General features: G+C 33.9%; 19 protein-coding genes and 1 pseudogene. 14 read left to right on the top strand and 6 right to left on the bottom strand.

Features of this window, described 5'->3' with window-relative positions; all coding sequences use genetic code 11:
- From AA81_RS07035 to AA81_RS07045, 3 genes and pseudogenes are all read right to left on the bottom strand, one after another.
- Nucleotides 1-478 (bottom strand): annotated as a pseudogene (locus tag AA81_RS07035) (hypothetical protein); the annotation flags it as partial.
- Nucleotides 444-1,130, bottom strand: a complete 687-nt coding sequence (gene rsmI, locus AA81_RS07040; RefSeq protein WP_103078182.1) for a 16S rRNA (cytidine(1402)-2'-O)-methyltransferase — start codon at nucleotides 1,128-1,130, stop codon at nucleotides 444-446. The gene rsmI and the pseudogene AA81_RS07035, both read right to left, overlap by 35 nt.
- Before the next feature lie 9 nt (nucleotides 1,131-1,139).
- Entirely contained in the window at nucleotides 1,140-1,682 is a 543-nt protein-coding gene (locus AA81_RS07045) for a hypothetical protein (protein WP_103898655.1), read from the bottom strand.
- A 268-nt stretch (nucleotides 1,683-1,950) separates the two neighbouring features.
- Between AA81_RS07045 and acpP the strand changes: the two genes are divergently transcribed.
- From acpP to hisC, 13 genes are all read left to right on the top strand, one after another.
- Nucleotides 1,951-2,208, top strand: a complete 258-nt coding sequence (gene acpP / locus AA81_RS07050; protein WP_103077574.1) for an acyl carrier protein — start codon at nucleotides 1,951-1,953, stop codon at nucleotides 2,206-2,208.
- Nucleotides 2,209-2,296: 88 nt separating this feature from the next.
- Nucleotides 2,297-3,880, top strand: coding sequence for a CTP synthase (gene pyrG, locus AA81_RS07055; RefSeq protein WP_103078184.1), 1,584 nt, complete (start codon nucleotides 2,297-2,299; stop codon nucleotides 3,878-3,880).
- A 15-nt stretch (nucleotides 3,881-3,895) separates the two neighbouring features.
- Nucleotides 3,896-5,341 carry an alpha-amylase family glycosyl hydrolase gene (locus AA81_RS07060; protein WP_103898656.1) on the top strand — a complete coding sequence of 482 codons (1,446 nt, stop codon included), beginning with the start codon at nucleotides 3,896-3,898 and terminating at the stop codon, nucleotides 5,339-5,341.
- Nucleotides 5,342-5,378: 37 nt separating this feature from the next.
- Nucleotides 5,379-5,987 carry a transglycosylase SLT domain-containing protein gene (locus AA81_RS07065; RefSeq protein ID WP_103898657.1) on the top strand — a complete coding sequence of 203 codons (609 nt, stop codon included), beginning with the start codon at nucleotides 5,379-5,381 and terminating at the stop codon, nucleotides 5,985-5,987.
- Between the two features lie 313 nt (nucleotides 5,988-6,300).
- The gene (locus AA81_RS07070; protein WP_103078187.1) at nucleotides 6,301-7,086 is read left to right on the top strand and encodes an ATP phosphoribosyltransferase regulatory subunit; all 786 of its coding nucleotides are present in this window, start codon (nucleotides 6,301-6,303) and stop codon (nucleotides 7,084-7,086) included.
- A gap of 5 nt (nucleotides 7,087-7,091) precedes the next feature.
- The gene (hisG, locus tag AA81_RS07075) at nucleotides 7,092-7,715 is read left to right on the top strand and encodes an ATP phosphoribosyltransferase (protein WP_425440369.1); all 624 of its coding nucleotides are present in this window, start codon (nucleotides 7,092-7,094) and stop codon (nucleotides 7,713-7,715) included.
- Nucleotides 7,716-7,766: 51 nt separating this feature from the next.
- The gene (gene hisD / locus AA81_RS07080; RefSeq protein ID WP_342750130.1) at nucleotides 7,767-8,897 is read left to right on the top strand and encodes a histidinol dehydrogenase; all 1,131 of its coding nucleotides are present in this window, start codon (nucleotides 7,767-7,769) and stop codon (nucleotides 8,895-8,897) included.
- Nucleotides 8,894-9,430 carry an imidazoleglycerol-phosphate dehydratase HisB gene (hisB, locus tag AA81_RS07085; RefSeq protein ID WP_103898659.1) on the top strand — a complete coding sequence of 179 codons (537 nt, stop codon included), beginning with the start codon at nucleotides 8,894-8,896 and terminating at the stop codon, nucleotides 9,428-9,430. The genes hisD and hisB overlap by 4 nt, the downstream gene beginning before the upstream one ends.
- Nucleotides 9,431-9,441: 11 nt before the next feature.
- On the top strand, nucleotides 9,442-10,032 hold the full coding sequence (gene hisH / locus AA81_RS07090; protein ID WP_103898660.1) for an imidazole glycerol phosphate synthase subunit HisH: 591 nt from the start codon (nucleotides 9,442-9,444) through the stop codon (nucleotides 10,030-10,032).
- Between the two features lie 22 nt (nucleotides 10,033-10,054).
- Nucleotides 10,055-10,741 carry a 1-(5-phosphoribosyl)-5-((5-phosphoribosylamino)methylideneamino)imidazole-4-carboxamide isomerase gene (gene hisA / locus AA81_RS07095; RefSeq protein ID WP_169999666.1) on the top strand — a complete coding sequence of 229 codons (687 nt, stop codon included), beginning with the start codon at nucleotides 10,055-10,057 and terminating at the stop codon, nucleotides 10,739-10,741.
- Nucleotides 10,741-11,499 carry an imidazole glycerol phosphate synthase subunit HisF gene (gene hisF / locus AA81_RS07100; protein ID WP_103898662.1) on the top strand — a complete coding sequence of 253 codons (759 nt, stop codon included), beginning with the start codon at nucleotides 10,741-10,743 and terminating at the stop codon, nucleotides 11,497-11,499. The genes hisA and hisF overlap by 1 nt, the downstream gene beginning before the upstream one ends.
- Nucleotides 11,486-12,142 (top strand): bifunctional phosphoribosyl-AMP cyclohydrolase/phosphoribosyl-ATP diphosphatase HisIE, encoded by a 657-nt coding sequence (gene hisIE, locus AA81_RS07105; protein ID WP_103077585.1) that lies wholly within the window; start codon nucleotides 11,486-11,488, stop codon nucleotides 12,140-12,142. The genes hisF and hisIE overlap by 14 nt, the downstream gene beginning before the upstream one ends.
- Nucleotides 12,139-13,236, top strand: coding sequence for a histidinol-phosphate transaminase (gene hisC / locus AA81_RS07110; RefSeq protein WP_103898663.1), 1,098 nt, complete (start codon nucleotides 12,139-12,141; stop codon nucleotides 13,234-13,236). The genes hisIE and hisC overlap by 4 nt, the downstream gene beginning before the upstream one ends.
- Here hisC and AA81_RS07115 read toward each other — a convergent pair.
- From AA81_RS07115 to AA81_RS07125, 3 genes are all read right to left on the bottom strand, one after another.
- Entirely contained in the window at nucleotides 13,217-14,395 is a 1,179-nt protein-coding gene (locus AA81_RS07115; RefSeq protein ID WP_211292672.1) for an MFS transporter, read from the bottom strand. The genes hisC and AA81_RS07115 overlap by 20 nt on opposite strands.
- 90 nt (nucleotides 14,396-14,485) lie before the next feature.
- Nucleotides 14,486-15,652 (bottom strand): iron-containing alcohol dehydrogenase, encoded by a 1,167-nt coding sequence (locus AA81_RS07120; RefSeq protein ID WP_103078195.1) that lies wholly within the window; start codon nucleotides 15,650-15,652, stop codon nucleotides 14,486-14,488.
- 143 nt (nucleotides 15,653-15,795) lie between these two features.
- Nucleotides 15,796-16,896 carry an NAD(P)H-dependent flavin oxidoreductase gene (locus tag AA81_RS07125; protein WP_103898665.1) on the bottom strand — a complete coding sequence of 367 codons (1,101 nt, stop codon included), beginning with the start codon at nucleotides 16,894-16,896 and terminating at the stop codon, nucleotides 15,796-15,798.
- Between the two features lie 229 nt (nucleotides 16,897-17,125).
- On the opposite strand from AA81_RS07125, the gene AA81_RS07130 reads away from it, so the two are divergent.
- Nucleotides 17,126-17,354 (top strand): cation efflux transmembrane domain-containing protein (locus AA81_RS07130; protein WP_169999664.1); only part of this gene is annotated, 229 nt, incomplete at its 3' end.

Consider the following 17,354-nt stretch of genomic DNA (forward strand, 5'->3'; position numbering starts at 1 on the left):
CTATCTTTTTTATTGGATCTAGTTCTACTAGTTCATGTTCCACTTTCCTTAGCAAATTGCTCTTTTCGAGCTTTTTCAATATTTCTTTCTTTTTCTTTTCTATTTCAGAAGCACCTAAAGGTATTATTGATGAACCTGATACTACATACTTAGCTTCTCTTTTCCAAAAGTTAACAATGCCCTGAAACTTCCACCTTTTATTGAGGAGCTCTTTTTCGCTGTCAATTCTGCAATGTTTAAAAACATATGGAACAGCAGATTGGCTGAAAATAATAGTTATTGAATAATTTGAACTTCTCACTCTTTGAGAAAGTTCAACGTAGAGGTCCCCTCTTTTACTGTACTTTGCATGAGTAACATCACCAATAACCTCGATCTCTTGTCTGTAAAGAGGAGAACTGCTGAAGATACTGTTCAAATATTCTATCAACTCTTGTATACTTTCAAACTTGAATTCTTCTTGTTGGGGAAATAACAACGGTGAGCTCTCCTTTCACTTGATCTTTGGATCCGAAAAATTTTATCCCTTCAGAAATCTTCCCTTTAAAAAATTCTTGATAAAGCTTCGTCATTTCTCGGGCAACGAGTACATCTATATCTCCAAAATTTTCCAAAATCTCTTGTAAAGTTTTTTTTATTCTATTTGGAGATTCAAAAAAAACAATTGGATATTCGAACTCTTTTATCTCTCTCAAAAGTCTTCTCAATTTTTTATCCCGAGGTAAAAAACCTAAGAACAAAAACTTCGAAGCAGGGAATCCACTCACAGCTAAAGCAGAAGTTAAGGCAGAAGGTCCTGGCACCACATCTATTGGAATCCCTTTTTCCCAACATTTTTGTACCAAGTTAAAACCGGGGTCAGCTAAAACAGGCATCCCCGCATCTGACACTAAGGCTGTTATATTATGACTTTCGATCAAAGATAGAACTGTGTCCATAATCTTTTCTGAGTTTGTCTCGTTGAAAGTGAATAACTCCTTTTTTCCAAGTTCAAAATGGTTTATCAATTTCAAGGTAACCCTCTTGTCCTCGGTGAGTATCAAGTCAGCTTCTTTCAACGTTTTTAAGGCTCTTAACGTAATATCTTCAAAATTACCAATGGGCGTGCCAACTAGAATCAATTTCCCCATTTTGATTTTTCACATCCTAACAATTTTATTTAAATCGCATTGATGTTCCCCTGCAAAGTCAGAATTGTTGTATCCATCTAAATAAGTTAAGTCTTCTAATTTCCAGAAAACGTCGCCTAAAAAATCCATCAAGAACTTTGTTAAATCAACCTTTTTTCCCTTTTCTTCTATTTCTAGAAGATACATTATCTCCGAAAATTCTTTTTTATACATTATACAATTATCGGGATTCAACAACTCGTCGACCACTATTTCCGGGTCTTTATTTAAAAGATACCTTTTTTTCATTACCATCCTTTGACTTTTTAGTTTATCAAAATCGATTTCCTCTTCTTTTATAAATCCTTCTTCTTCTTCTCTAAGCCCCTTTTTTATCTCCTTTTTAAGATTTGTAGTCCACACTTTTTCGCCCTTTTTAATTTCTAACCTTGTTCTCAATCCTTTTTTATCGTACCATTGAAGTATGAGCCATTCATCAAAGGCAAGTGAGACTAATTTTTTAAATATATATTTATCGGGAATTCTATACTTTCTCTCATTTTCATATTTCAATGCAATCTCCTCTTTACTTGACTTGTAATTATATATATAATTATACCATATCAACACCATTTTCTTTGAAAAACGCACAAAATCTTGGTAAATATCCTTGAAAAAGAATCTTTAGGTCACAAAAAAGAGAAATTTCATAAATATTTTACTTTTATGAAAATAATAAACTTGACAAAACCAAAATAACTCATTATAATTGACACGAATTTTATCAATGACCAACGTTCGGAAAATGGATGATAAATAATGGCTAAGGAGGTAAACAAATATGACAAAGGATGAGTTGTTCGAAAAAGTAAAAGAAATAATCGTAGATACATTGAGTGTCGACGAGGATGAAGTTACATTGGATGCCTCATTTACCGATGATTTAGATGCAGATTCTTTAGAGCTAGTGGATTTAACCATGGCTTTTGAGTCTGAATTCGGTGTAACAATAGAGGATGAAGAGTTAGAAAAAATCAAAACCGTTGAAAATGCGGTTAATTTATTAACTGAAAAATTGAACATTGACGATGAGGATTGATTCAATCACCAAAAGAGGGGAGCTTTCGCTCCCCCTTGTTTTTTAAAAAAAGGTCATTTTTTTCTTAAAAAAGAGGTGAAATAAAATAATGGCTAAAAAATATATTATAGTAACCGGTGGAGTACTCAGTGGGATAGGAAAAGGAGTCGTTTCTGCTTCGATAGGAAGGCTTTTAAAAGAACTGGAGTTAAAAGTCAATTCATTGAAAATAGATCCCTATCTAAATGTAGATGCAGGAACTATGAATCCCAATCAACATGGGGAAGTTTTTGTGACAGAAGATGGTTATGAAGCAGATCTAGATTTGGGCCATTACGAGAGATTTTTAGGGATAGAGATGAAAAGTTTCAACAATATGACAGCAGGTCAAGTGTATAAATATGTTATCGAAAAAGAAAGAGAAGGAAAGTATTTAGGCGCCACCGTTCAAATGGTACCTCACGTCACGGAAAGAATAAAAGAAAGGATCGAAGGGATAGATACAGAAGTCTTGCTCATTGAAATAGGGGGCACTGTTGGCGATATTGAAGGTGAAATATTTTTAGAGGCAGTAAGAGAGCTATCCTTTGAAAAAGGTCGAGAAAATTTTATGTTTATACATGTAACTTTTGTTCCTTATTTACATGTTACCAACGAGTTTAAAACTAAGCCAACTCAGCAATCCATTCAACTCTTGAGAAGGATAGGAATTCAACCAGATATGCTTTTGGTAAGAACGGAAAAAGAAATAGATGTTTCCAGTCTAGAAAAAGTAGCTTTGTTCGGAGGTGTTCCTTTAGAGTATGTCGTCAACCTTCCTGATTTAACCAACGTTTACGAAGTACCACAAATGCTCTACGAAAAGAATATTCATTCGCTTATTACCAGTAAATTGAATTTGGATGTATCAAAAGAAGTAGGGGAATTAAGTTGGAAATGTCCCAAAACATTTAAAAACCTAAAAATTGCTATGATTTGCAAGTATTTAGGTACCGATGATGCCTACAAGAGTATAATGGAAAGTGTTTTTTTAAGTGGCACTAAAAGGCCTGATCTAATTAACTCCGAAGAGTTAGAAGAGCTGAGTGAAGAGGAAATCAAAATACTTTTAAGTAAATATGAAGGTATAATTATCCCAGGTGGATTTGGAGCAAGAGGAATTGAAGGAAAGATAAAAGCTATAAAATATGCCCGTGAAAATAATATTCCTCTTCTAGGGATTTGTCTGGGTATGCAACTAATGGTGATAGAGTTCGCTAGAAATGTTTTTGGTTACAAAGAAGCTAATTCAACAGAGTTTGATGAAAATACTCCTTATCCTGTTATTGATTTAATGGAAGAACAAAAAAAGATGCTGAATTTAGGCGGTACCATGAGACTAGGAGCTCAAAAAATTGAAATACTTCCCAACACGAAACTTCACAAGATTTATGGAGAAAAAAATTCTATCTTTGAAAGACACAGACATCGTTATGAAGTTAATTACAAAGAATTCGACAAAATGTTTGAAAAAGGGAAAAATACTCCAAATAAACTTTCTATATCTGCCATTACGGATTTCGTTGAAGCAATTGAACTGAATTCTCATCCTTTTTATGTTGGCGTTCAATACCATCCGGAATTTAAAACAAAAGTTGGAGATCCTCATCCTATCTTCAAAGCATTTATTGAAGCGATTGAACAAAATAAGTGAAAAGGGGGAAAACAAATGACTTTTTATGAATTGTATTTACGTTCTTTTTATGATTCAAATGGTGACGGCCTGGGAGATTTACAGGGATTAAAACAAAAATTGGATTACCTTTGTGATTTGGGAATTGATCATGTCTGGTTGTTACCAATTATGAAATCTCCAGCCTTTCATGGTTATACAGTCTCCAATTTTTTCGAGGTTAACCCTGTTTATGGAGATTTAAAAGATTTAAGAGAGACCTTACAAGAGGGTCACAAGAAAGGTATTAAATTTATCCTTGATCTTCCTATTAATCACGTTGCAGTAACATCAGAATGGTTTCAACGCGCACTTAGGGGAGAAGAGCCCTACAAAAATTGGTTCATTTGGGCTAACGAGAAGGCTGATTTAGAAGAAAAAAGACATTGGGATGAAAATAAAATATGGCAGAAGATAGGTGACAGATATTTTTACGGCATCTTCGGTCCCGCCTCACCTGACCTTAATTTTGAAAGCAAAGAATTATGGGAAGAGATAAAAAGAATCTTTAAATTCTGGTTAGATAATGGTTTTGATGGCTTCAGATTGGATGCCGCAAAACATATTTTTGATTTTGACATTGAAGAGATGAGGTTCCATTACCAACATGAAAAAAATATCGAATTCTGGAAAGAGATGGTTAGCTATATAAAATCGATAAAAAATGATGCCTTAGTTATAAGTGAGGTGTGGGATGCACCGGAAATAGTAAGAAAGTACGAAGGAATATTCGATATAGGGTTCAACTTCCCGCTTGCAGAGGATTTAAAGATGACTTTAAAAAACGAGTCCCCTCAGGATCTTGTAAAAACATTGAAAAAATGTATGTCAGAGTATCTACCAAATGGTAAGGTCCTATCTATGTCAGGTAATTTCTTAACTAATCACGATATGACAAGGATTCTATCTGACTTAAAGGATGTAGGGAAAGTAAAGTTAGGTTTTTCAATTCTTTATACCCTTCCAGGGATTCCTTTCATCTATTATGGCGAGGAAACAGGAATGAAAGGTATCCCAGTTGATGTTAATTTTACCGAAGACAGTCAAGAACCATTTCATTGGTACGAAAATGGTTTTGGACCTGGTCAAACAGAATGGAAAGGGTATAAATTCAACCCTCCATATTCGGGTGAATCTGTTGAAGAACAGATAAACGAAAAAAATTCTATTTTAAATACCGTAAAAAATTTGATTAGATTTAGAAAGTCTAACCCCTGGATTGATGACTCACGGATTGAGATTTTGAATTTTGACCAAAATATGGTAAAATTAAGGTGTTATAGTCAATTAAATGAATTTATAGCTTATTATAACCTAAAATCTTCCAAATGCTCCGTTTTGCTCGAAAATGGAGAAGAATTACTGTCTATTGGAAATAATAAAGTAGCACAAGGTTATGTTGAACTTTCACCTTACGGTGTTTATTTAATGAAAAAAAGTTGAAGGGATTGTGGGGATTCATCAGAGAGGTGATACAAAAATGCTCAAAAAACGTTATTCAGCTATTATAATACTCTTAACGTTTTCATTGGCAGCGTTCTCTATATACCCCTATGTAAATGTTAACAGTCAAGAGGATGTCAAAGAAGATATAACGATTAAAACCGTTTTATTCGATTTTATTTCATCACAATACAAAGTAGCAGTGGGGAAAGATATGCCGCAAGATAGGTTGCAATTAATTGTTTCCTCCATTATGGAAGCCTCAAAAATCTTTGAAATATCTCCTTTGATGATAGCGGCAATAATAGATACCGAAACAAATTTCAAAAATATTATTGGCAGTTATGGAGAAGTAGGTTACATGCAACTCAGACCATCAACCGCACAGTTTGTTGTAAACAAATATTATGATCTTTTTGAAAGCTTGAATTATACCGAAACGAGTTTGGATTGGATTGAAGATAGACTTTTATTAGATCCCAGGTATAACATACTTGTTGGGACGGCTTATTTGAAGTATTTGATGGAAACTCACGGTGATACTTACAAAGCCATAGGTTGGTACAATGGTGGTGGAAATGATTATTACGCGAATAAAGTGGTTTATAAAATAAACAGAATTGCTATTAAATATCCGGTTATTTAAGAACACCATTTGATTTTTAATGAAAAAATTTTATTTGATTGACATTGTTGCAAAAATATGATAAAATCTTGTTAGTTAGTTTGAAAATTTGTCATAAACGGGGTAAATATAATGTCTAATCTTAAAACGGACATCAATTCAAAAACATTGTTTAATTTAAATATTCATCATCATACATGGCGTGGCCGAGTTAACACATGCCATGTATGTTGTTATTTGTAAATCACCGCATACAAGGCTAAACGTAATAACCGGTCACGAGAAATCGTGACCGGTTTTTTATTTTTTAAAATATAAAAGAAAGGGGTTTAAAATGAAAAAAGACATCTTCGCCGAATCTCAAAAATTATCAAATATAGTTAACAAAATCAGAAGTGTACTAATTAAACACGATTTTTATGAACTGTTTCCACCTTCCATAACAAAGTATTCTGAAAATTTAATAAAGGGTCTAAAATTTGCGGATGGAAGAAATTTTTACCTTTTGAAACCTGATGTGACTTCTTGGTTGATCGACATGGATAAAGTAGAAGAAAAAGAAAAAGTATTTTACATATCGGAAGTTTTAGATGAAAATTTATCCGGTGTTTGGCAGTTTGGATTTGAAATATTAAACGGAGAAGAAGTCAAAATCGAAGAAGAAATTCTGCGTTTAACCATTGAAATTCTTTCATTATTGGATATAAAAAATTTCTTTATAGACGTAAGTTCAATAAGGAGTTGGGAGAGAATTTTAAAAGCAGTTCCACAATACAGAGATAAAATTTTAAGGGCTGTTGAGCTGAGAAATTTCGAGATCATTGAAAACCTTCCATTGGATGAGGAAGTAAAACTCTCCATAGCAAATCTTTTCAATTACAGAGGAAAAGAAACAAACATTCCAAAATTAAACACAATAATTAAAAACATTAACGACCCCAGAATATACATAGACCTTGGAACAATGAAATACATGAATTACTATGAAGATGTTGTATTTGAAATCTATTCACCAGATAATGGTTACCTTTTAGGTAACGGTGGTCAATACAAGATAAACGGCAAATATTCGTGTGGAATGGCTTTAAATTTGGATATTATAGGAGAGATGATGAGATGACAACAATATCAACAGCATTGCCATCAGGAAGATTACTGGAAGACAGCAAAGACTTTTTAAAAAAGATAGGTATTAATGTTAAAGAACCTGCTAATAGAGAACTTATATCATATGAAAATGGTTATACCTTCTATTTTCCTAGAGCTTTTGATGTACCTGTATACGTAGAAAATGGAGTAGACATTGGGATATGCGGAAGTGACGTTGTCCTTGAGAGAAACAATGAAGTGTATATCCCATTAGAACTACCCTTTGGTAAATGTAGAATGAGCATCATCTTACCGGAAAACAGAGAAATATCTTTTCAAAAGATGGAAGGTTACAAAATAGCAACCAAATACCCTGAAATTACAAAAAATTTCTTTTCTGAAAAGGGTTTAAAAGTGAAAATACTCAAATTAAATGGAGCGGTAGAATTGGCAGCAAAAACCGGTATAGCGGATGCAATAGTAGATATTGTTGATACAGGAAACACGATAAAAGCAAACAATTTAAAAGAAGCATACAAGATAATGGATATCTCTGCGGTACTTTTGGTAAACAGGATAACCCAAAAGACTAAGTTCGATTTTATAAACGATTTAATAAATAAAGCAAAGAATTATAAAAACGGGGTGAAAGGGCACTAAAGCAAATCCCAAAGTTCCTAAAGTCTGTGCAAAAAATCGAAGGAGGGAAAAATAATGGAATTACAGAACTACGTTTCACAGATATTAAACGACATAAAAAACAACGGAATGCTTGCAGTAAAAAAGTATTCAAAACAGTTCGATAATTATGATGGTGATTTAGAATTAAAAGTTGAGGAATGGGATATCGACGAAGAAATCCCCGCGCAAGATAAAGAAATTATAGAAAAAACGATTCAAAGATTGGAGAATTACCATTTAAAACAAAAAACGGAAGATATTCTGTATTCCAATGAATACAACTCAACTTATGGACTGATTAATAGACCAATAAACAGGATAGGGATTTATGTCCCAGGTGGTAAACCTCTACCTTCGAGTTTGTTGATGGTCGCTATTCCCGCCAAGATTGCAGGTGTAAAAGAAATGTTGATCACTTCCTCTCCAAAAGATGGGGTAATAAACCCTTACATAATTTATATAGCAAAAAAGTTGGGGATAAAAGAAATTTACAAAATTGGTGGAATTCAAGCAATAGCCGCTATGACATACGGCATCGGTATAAAAAAAGTAGATAAAATATTTGGTCCCGGAAATCAATATGTGAATGAAGCAAAACGACAGGTGTTTGGAGAAGTTGGAATAGACAGCTTGGCAGGACCATCAGAAATCTGTGTGATAGCCGATGAGACAGCTAAACCAGAATACATTTTAAACGACTTACTCTCCCAACTTGAACATGGTTATGAATCTAAAGCTTTCTTGGTCACTACATCAAAAGAATTATACGAATATTGTGAAAGAGAAGGGATAGATAGATACCTTTTCAAAAGTATAGAAGATTGTGCAGCTAAAACCAACGAAATAGCACCTGAGCACTTAGAAATAATGACAAAAGATCCTGAATCAGTACTACCACTCATACAAAATGCTGGAGCTATTTATTTAGGTGATTACACACCTGTACCTGCAGCAGATTATTTCTTGGGAGTTAACCACGTACTGCCAACGGGTGGTGCGGCACGTTTCTCCTCCGTATTAAACCTATCAGATTTTACAAAAAAAATATCCGTTGCAAAAGTGAGTAAAGACGAGTTGTTAAAAGAGAGGTACTTAGGTATAAGAATGGCGGAAATCGAAGGTATGCACCAACACAAAAAATCTATGGAGGTGAGGAAATGAGAAGAAAAACTGACGAAACAGACATAGAAATAAATTATTCTAAAGAATTATTTATTGATACCGGAGATCCTGTGTTAAATCATTTATTGAAAACCCTATTCTACTACATGGAAAAGAATGTAATCATCAAGGCAAAGTTCGATCTTAATCACCATTTATGGGAAGATATGGGAATAACAATCGGCCAATTTTTAAAGAACGAAGTGGAAGGAAAGAAGATAAAAAGGTTTGGAACCTCCATCCTACCAATGGACGACGCCCTTATTCTCGTTTCCGTTGATATTTCAAGATCCTATACAAATATAGATATCAACATCAAAGATGCTGAAAAAGGTTTTGAATTAGGGAACTTCAAAGAATTAGTTCTAGGGTTATCAAGGTATTTACAATCAACTATCCATATAAAGCAAATAAATGGTGAAAACGCTCATCATATAATCGAAGCTTCTTTCAAGGCATTGGGTAGCGCTTTAAAAACTGCCCTTGAACCAAGTGACAAACACGAAAGCACAAATAGAGTTTACGAAGTATAGAGGTGGTATATATGCAGAAAATAGTCATATTAAATGGTGGGGTTGGTAACTTTTCAAACGTTCAAAAAGCTGTCGGAGGCATTATTAGCAATGAAATAAATGACATAAGAACCGCAGATAAAATCATACTACCCGGGGTAGGTTCTTTTGGAATAGTTTCGAATAATATAATTCCTCTAAAAGATTATATATTGGAACATATCGACAAAAACAAGCCTTTTCTAGGTATATGTTTAGGGATGCAACTGTTATTTGAAAGCAGTGAAGAAGATGAAGGCACTGGACTTTCTTATTTACCTGGAAAAGTGGTTAAGTTTAAAAACATGAAAGTTCCTCACATAGGTTGGAACAGTGTTGAATTTTCAAAAGATTCTCCGATTTTTCGAGGAATAGAAAATGGAAGTTTCTTCTATTTTGTACACTCTTATTACATAACAACTGAAGATCAATACATAATTTCATACACAGAATACGAAAGCAGAGGAAAAACCTATAAATTCACATCAAGCGTACAAAAAGAAAACGTATTCGGTGTACAGTTCCATCCTGAAAAATCGGGCGAAAAAGGAATTAAATTATTAGAAAATTTCAAAAATTTATAGCGAGGTGAAATCTATCAACAACATAAAAATAATACCTGCAATAGACTTAATGAATAAAAAAGCGGTAAGACTCTATAAAGGTAGCAAAAATGAAATAAAAGAATACGGAGATCCCGTAGAAATAGCCAAAGAATTTTCAAAATATGTCGATCTGATTCATATTGTCGACTTAGATGGTGCTTTTGAAGGTTCTGTAAAAAACTTAGATGTTGTAAAACAAATAATCAAAAAAACCGGGTTGAAAGTTGAACTGGGTGGAGGATTAAGGACTTTTGAAAGCATTAAAAATGCCTACGAAATAGGTGTTACTTATGTGATCATAGGTACAGCAGCCTTTAACTTAGAATTCTTAGAAAAAGTTACCAGTGCTTTCAACAATATAACCATAAGTTTGGATGTCGAGAACGGGACTTTAAAAACAAAAGGTTGGTTGGAAAACTCACAAATTACCTTAGAAGATGCTTTTTCTATTTTTAAAAAGTACACCAATAGATTCATATATACAGACACAAGCAAAGATGGAACTTTAGAAGGTGTTTCTTTAAACATAAAAAGATTCTGGCAAGATGAGGAAATAATATACGCCGGGGGTGTAAGTAAAAAAGAAGATTTAAAAAAATTGGAAAATATAGGTTTCGATGGGGCTATAATAGGAAAAGCTCTTTACGAAGGTAAAATCAATCTGCAGGAGTTAAGAGGTGAACAATAATGTTGACAAAAAGAATAGTAGCAGCCTTGGATATAAAGGAAGGAAGAGTCGTAAAGGGAGTACAATTTGAGAATATACAGGACGCAGGAGACCCAGTACAACTTGCCAAAAAATATGAAAAAGATGGGGTTGATGAGATCGTATTCTTAGATATAACGGCCTCTAAAGAAAAACGTAATATACTCAAAAATCTTGTTGAGGAAGTTGCCAAAGAACTATTCATTCCTTTCACCGTGGGTGGTGGATTAAAAACGGTTGAACAAATGGTAGAAATAATAAAATGTGGAGCTGATAAAGTGTTTATAAATACAGCTGCCGTTGAAAATCCAAATTTAATTAAAGAAAGTTCAAAAATTATAGGGAGCTCTAACGTAGTAGTTGCAATAGATGCAAAAAAAGACGTCGAAAGTGAAAAGTACTATGTATACACACACGGAGGAAGTAAAAAAACGGATTTAGAAGCTGTTGAGTGGGCTAGAAAGTGTCAAGACTTGGGAGCAGGAGAACTACTGGTTACTTCTATGAACACCGATGGTGTAAAAAAAGGGTATGACTTGAATTTAACCAAACAAATAGTTGATGCTGTAGAAATCCCAGTTATCGCCTCAGGTGGAGCAGGAGAAGTTAAAGATTTTATAGATGTTTTTCAAATAGGTGCAGATGCCGCTCTTGCTGCATCCATATTCCATTATGGTATCTACACTACAAAAGACCTCAAAATTCAATTGAAGAAGGTGGGAATAAATGTTAGATTATAAACAAATAATAGACAAATTAGATTGGAAAAAAAACAATGGCCTCATACCTGTAATAGTTCAAGGTCTCGATGGTGACGTATTAACTTTAGGTTATACAGACAAAGAAGCTCTTAGTAAAACTCTAGAAACGGGATATGTTCATTATTACTCAAGAAGCAAAGAAAGAATCAGAATGAAAGGAGAAACAAGCGGGAACTATCAAAAATTGAAAGAAGTGTACGTAGATTGTGATAACGACACATTGCTCTTAAAAGTTGATCAAACAGGACCAGCTTGCCACTTAGGAACGAAAAGTTGTTTTAGAAAAATCGAACAAATTGATAAACTACCTGACTCTAATATAGATTACTCACTAGATTTTCTGAACCAATTAAAAGAAATTATAAAAGATAGGAAAAAGAACCCCAAAGAAGGATCTTATACAACTTATTTGTTTAATGAAGGGAAAGAAAAAATCTATAAAAAATTTGGAGAAGAAGCGGTCGAAGTCTTGGTTGCTCCAAATAGAGAAAGAACCATATATGAAACCGCCGATATGATTTATCACTTGTTGGTGTTATTAACCTACGAAGGAATAGATATAGGAGAAGTTGTTCAAGAATTAAAAAAGAGACACTCGCCAGAGGGAGGTAAGCAAAGTTGAAATTCAACCCAATTTTAGAAAGTTTTGAGGAATACAAACCTTCTAATACTAATATCAATGAAGGGTTCATAGACCTCAGCAAAAATGAAAATCCCTTCGATCTTTCTTTAGACCTTAAAAAGATCTTTTTCCAAAAGATAACAGAAACAAACATAAATCGGTATCCCGAATTAACCGCTGACAACATCAGACAAAAAATAGCGACTTTCTTAAACTCATATTTTTCAAGATATAATATAGATCTTGACATGAATAACATAGTGGTTGGAAATGGCAGCGACGAGATGATTTCTTACTTGGTTAAAATCTTTGCTGGAAACGAGGTAATAGTTTGTCCGCCTACATTTGAAATGTACGAATTTTATTCTCTACTCAACGGTTTTTCAGTGAAAAAAATCCCTTTGAATACCAATTACGAAATAAAAGACATAGATAAAGCCGTAGATGATCAAACGGGTATGATATTTATCTGTTCTCCAAACAATCCTACAGGAAACTTGCAACCCCAAAAAGAGATCGTAAAAGCTTTAAAAACAGGGGTCCCTGTAATTGTAGATGAAGCATATGCGGATTTCTCAAAAACAAGCATGATACAATATTTAAAAGACTACCCAAATCTTATAATATTAAAAACATTTTCCAAAGCGTTCGGATTGGCAGGTATTAGAGCAGGTATCTTAATCGCCAACGAAGAAATAGTTAAACAAATAATGAAAATAAAATCTCCTTATAGTTTCAACGTATTAACTGAAAAGATGGTGGAAACCATAATAGAAAATTATAATCTCATTTCAGAAAAAATTGATTACATCATCGAAGAAAGAAATAAGCTTTCAAAAGGGCTTGGACGAGTCGCCTTAAAAAGTGATGCTAATTTTATACTGTTGGATTTTGATAAAATAGAAGGTATAACAGCCAAAGCCGTTTACAACTACTTTTTAGAAAATAAAATACTTTTGAGAAAATACTCTGGGACTTTAGAAAATAAAATTCGAGTAACCATTGGAACCAAAGAAGAAAATCAAAAGTTCCTAACGCTTTTTAAAGAATTAATCAGTAATTATGATAAACAGATTAAGTCTTATGAACATTAAAAAGCAATAATAACAAGAAGAATATCCCTATAGCGAAAATAGCACCAGAAAAATAAACTATATTCACTCCACCAAAAGTGTATAAAAAGCCCATTATTATAGGACCTAATGTTTGTCCTAGTCTCAAAATCATTCCATTTAATGACATTAAGGCTCCTCTGTACTCAGAAGGAGCCAATTCTGCTATCATAGTCTGAATTGATGGGACGTTTATACCATGTCCTATTCCAAATATAATTATCGGTATCAGCAACTGCCATGCCTTTTGCATAAAAGGTGTCAAAATAAGAGATAAAGTATAAAACAAATAAGAAAATATCAATAAATTTTTAACGTTAAATTTATTCCCCAACTTTCCGAGTTGCGATGAACCTAAAGCGGTTGTAAAAGACATCCCAGACATTAAAAGTCCTGCAAGAAAAGGAGACAATCCAAAGTTGTGACTTGCTAAAAATGGAAAATAAGACAAATGGACTCCATAAAGGATAATGAAAGTTGAAAGGCCACCTATAAAAAGTAAGATAATTTTTGCATTCCTTACGGATTTTATAAGGTTAAAAAAGTAATCTTTTATGCTTTCGTCGTTCCTTACACTTGTATCTTCTAACAAAAATAATGCCAAAATCCCAATTGGAATAGCTAAAATCGGAAGAAAAAATGGAAAGTTCCATCCTAAAAGTGAAAGTGCGCCTCCAATGGATGGATAAATCGCAGTTCCGATATTCAAAACACTAGCGTTGTATCCCATAGCCTTGACTCTATCTTCCCCATAAAATAGATCCCCTATAATAGTGACATTCAAAGCCCCTAAAGAAGCTGCACCCATACCCTGAAAGAATCTTAAAAATAGCAAAATTGAGAAATTTTTAGAAAATCCACATAAAAAACCAGCGATCCCAAACAACAATAGAGAGGGTATCAAAATCTTTTTTCTTCCGTATCTATCCGCTAAAATCCCGAATATAGGAGTTAGTATAACACCTGGTAACGTAAAAAAAGTTATTAGCAAGCCTACTTGTGATTCAGATATTCCAAATTCTTCTATGAGAACAGGAAAAATGGGAGAAATGCTTGAAACCCCCAAAACTGCCATCAAAGTTACACCGAAAACTATTAGTAAATTTTTATTCCAAAAAACTGATTTCTTTTTTTGCTCCAACTGTGATCCTTCCTTGATTTTCTTTAAAGTGTGATTTCTGAGAACGAAATAGTCCATTCAAAAATGGAAAAAGGGCATAGAGCCCTTTTTTTACTTTGCCAATTTTAAGATATTTAGAACATCTTCCTTGTAAAGTTTTACAAAATTACCCACAGGTCCTCTTTCCGTAGCCTTTTGCGCCATTTCTTCGAATCTGTCATCGGGAACTTTCAATTCCTTCAAAGTGATTGGTAATTTTAAATCCTCTTTGTAATATTTTTCAAGCCTATTAATACCCTCTAAAGCGGTTTTTTCTAAGTTAAAGAAATCAGCTTCGACGTTCCAAACATTTACAGCATACCTAGCAAACCTGTTTAAATCGTGCCTATAAACATATTTCATCCAAGCAGGGAATAAAACAGCCAAACCTGCTCCATGGGCAACGTCGTAAATGCCACTCACTTCATGTTCTATACCATGAGTTGCCCAGTCTTCTTCCCTTCCGGTTCCTAATAAACCATTATGCGCAACGGTACCAGCCCACATAATTTCAGCTCTGACATCGTAATTGTAAGGATCTTTAAGGGCTTGAGGTGCATTGTGAATTATAGTTCTCATTGTAGCTTCGCACAATCTATCGGTTAATTCAACATGCTGGGTGTTGGTGAAGTACCTTTCCATTACATGAGTTAACATATCCACAGTTCCAACAGCTGTTTGAAAAGGTGGAAGAGTATAAGTCAGTTCAGGATTCATTATTGCAAAAACCGGTCTTAAAACATCGTAATTTATTGCTCTTTTATACCATCCGTCTTCATTTGTAATAACCGACCCCATACTAGCTTCACTACCCGCGGCAGGGATGGTTAGAATGACACCCACGGGAAGCGCTTCTTTCAAAGTCCCTTTCCCTTCGTACAATTCCCAAACGTCTCCCTCATACTTCATTCCTGCTGCTATAGCCTTTGAAGAATCTATTACACTTCCCCCACCTACCGCAAGTATAAAATTAATATTTTCTTTTTTACATATTTCAATACCCTTTCTCACCAAACTTAATCTAGGATTGGGTTGAACACCACCCAATTCAACAAACTCAACACCTGCACTTTTCAAAGATTTTACCACTCTGTCATACAAACCAGTTTTTTTAATACTTCCTTGCCCATAGTGAAATAAAATTTTACCGGAGTACTTTTTTACCTCTTCTCCCACCTTTTCCTCGGCTTTTTTTCCGAAGATTATTCGTGTAGGACTTACAAAATCAAAATTTAACATAACGCGACCTCCTCTTTTTTTATTTTTTAATGTCTTTAATTTAAATTTTACGTTAGACCTTTTTCGCCCTGGCTTACGCCTCTCAACTTTTTGTTTGTGACTGAGGCCCATTAACACATCCTATTTATCACAAGCCCCTGTCTCTACGAGCGTTGAGAAGTTGACTCTTTAGGTTTCTCTACGTTGATTTCAAAAAGATAGTTTATTACCTCTTGTACGGTTGTAATTTTATCGATTTTGTAACCGTATTTGCCACTAAAAACAAATCCGTCATCTAAATTCCCCTTTGCTGCGTTAAGTAGAGCTTGGGCTATACAATATGGGGTATCAACAAAATTACACGTTTTAATACAGTGATAAGGGCATTTGAATGGCTTTTTAACCCCTTTTGAAACATCTTCTATAAATTTGTTTTTGATAGCTCTTCCCGGAAGACCTACTGGACTTTCAATTATTACTATATCTTCTTCTTTGGCATTTATCAAAGCCTCTTTAAATCTTATATCGGCGTCACACTCTTGGGTTGCTATAAAAGGAGTTCCTACTTGTATTCCTTTCGCACCCAACGAAAAAATTTCTTTCACTTTTTCAGGTGTGTTGATACCTCCAGCAGCTATTACTGGTACTTCCTTATTGTATTCTTTTTTAATTTCTTCACAGAAATCTACTATCTGAGGAACGGTAACTTCAAGTTGAAATTGAGGATTCTCTAGATCCACCTTTTTAAATCCCAAATGTCCTCCAGCTTTTGGACCTTCCACTATAAATGCATCAGGAATGTACTTGTATTTCATCCACCATTTTTTAAATATCACCTGGGCAGCTTTTAAAGAAGAAACTATAGGAACTAACTTTGTTTTAGATTTTGTATCTAGAAATTCAGGCAAATTTAAAGGCAACCCTGCTCCAGATATTATTAAATCTATTTCCTCTTTTATCGCTGTTTTCACAAGCTCTTTATAATCAGTCAAAACGGTCATTATATTAACGCCAATTATTCCCTTTGTCTTTTCTCTTGCCTTTCTAATAACCTTTTTGAGGCCTTCTATATTAGCTTCTTTCACTTTTCTTGTTTGAGGATTTTCGATTAACCCTATTCCCGCAGTACCTATTACTCCAATCCCTCCAGCGTTTGCTACCGCAGATGCTAAATTATCAAGAGAAATACCAACGGACATACCCCCTTGAATTATAGGCAACTTTGGAACTAAGCCATTGATGTTTAAAATATTTATAAGATTCACTCTCCCTTTTTGTTTTCTACACTGCTTTTATTTGTTTTAGCGCCCCTTCACCTCGCTCCCCACCCATTTAATTATTCATTTTAATTATACCATAAAAGAACTTCATGTGAAAAAATTTGTATTCAAAGAATATTACTTGTGGTATAATAAGCAATGCACAGAGGTATATTGAATTTCAAAATTTCAATTCTAGCTAATATTCACAAAAGTCAACAAAGGAGAATATTATTTGAAGAAAAAATTAAATGAAGAAAATTTTCAGATTAATTCAAAAAGAGAAAAATTAGCCGCAAATGCTTCCTGGATGGGAATAATAATAAACGGTGCCCTTGCTTTTTTTAAATTAGTTATCTCTCTCATCACGGGAAGTACGGCAATTTTAGCTGATGGAATAGATACAACTACGGATATAATAACTTCTATACTAACTTTAATTGCATCAAAAATTTCAAGTAAGC

This window comes from Petrotoga halophila DSM 16923, assembly GCF_002924615.1.

Bases quoted from the DNA above. Each gene is read 5' to 3' on its own strand.
- AA81_RS07070 (WP_103078187.1), top strand. From the start codon at position 6,301: ATGAAAAAAGACATCTTCGCCGAATCTCAAAAATTATCAAATATAGTT.
- AA81_RS07120 (WP_103078195.1), bottom strand. From the start codon at position 15,652: ATGTTAAATTTTGATTTTGTAAGTCCTACACGAATAATCTTCGGAAAA.
- acpP (WP_103077574.1), top strand. From the start codon at position 1,951: ATGACAAAGGATGAGTTGTTCGAAAAAGTAAAAGAAATAATCGTAGAT.
- pyrG (WP_103078184.1), top strand. From the start codon at position 2,297: ATGGCTAAAAAATATATTATAGTAACCGGTGGAGTACTCAGTGGGATA.
- hisH (WP_103898660.1), top strand. From the start codon at position 9,442: ATGCAGAAAATAGTCATATTAAATGGTGGGGTTGGTAACTTTTCAAAC.
- AA81_RS07060 (WP_103898656.1), top strand. From the start codon at position 3,896: ATGACTTTTTATGAATTGTATTTACGTTCTTTTTATGATTCAAATGGT.
- hisB (WP_103898659.1), top strand. From the start codon at position 8,894: ATGAGAAGAAAAACTGACGAAACAGACATAGAAATAAATTATTCTAAA.
- AA81_RS07065 (WP_103898657.1), top strand. From the start codon at position 5,379: ATGCTCAAAAAACGTTATTCAGCTATTATAATACTCTTAACGTTTTCA.
- hisIE (WP_103077585.1), top strand. From the start codon at position 11,486: ATGTTAGATTATAAACAAATAATAGACAAATTAGATTGGAAAAAAAAC.
- rsmI (WP_103078182.1), bottom strand. From the start codon at position 1,130: ATGGGGAAATTGATTCTAGTTGGCACGCCCATTGGTAATTTTGAAGAT.
- hisF (WP_103898662.1), top strand. From the start codon at position 10,741: ATGTTGACAAAAAGAATAGTAGCAGCCTTGGATATAAAGGAAGGAAGA.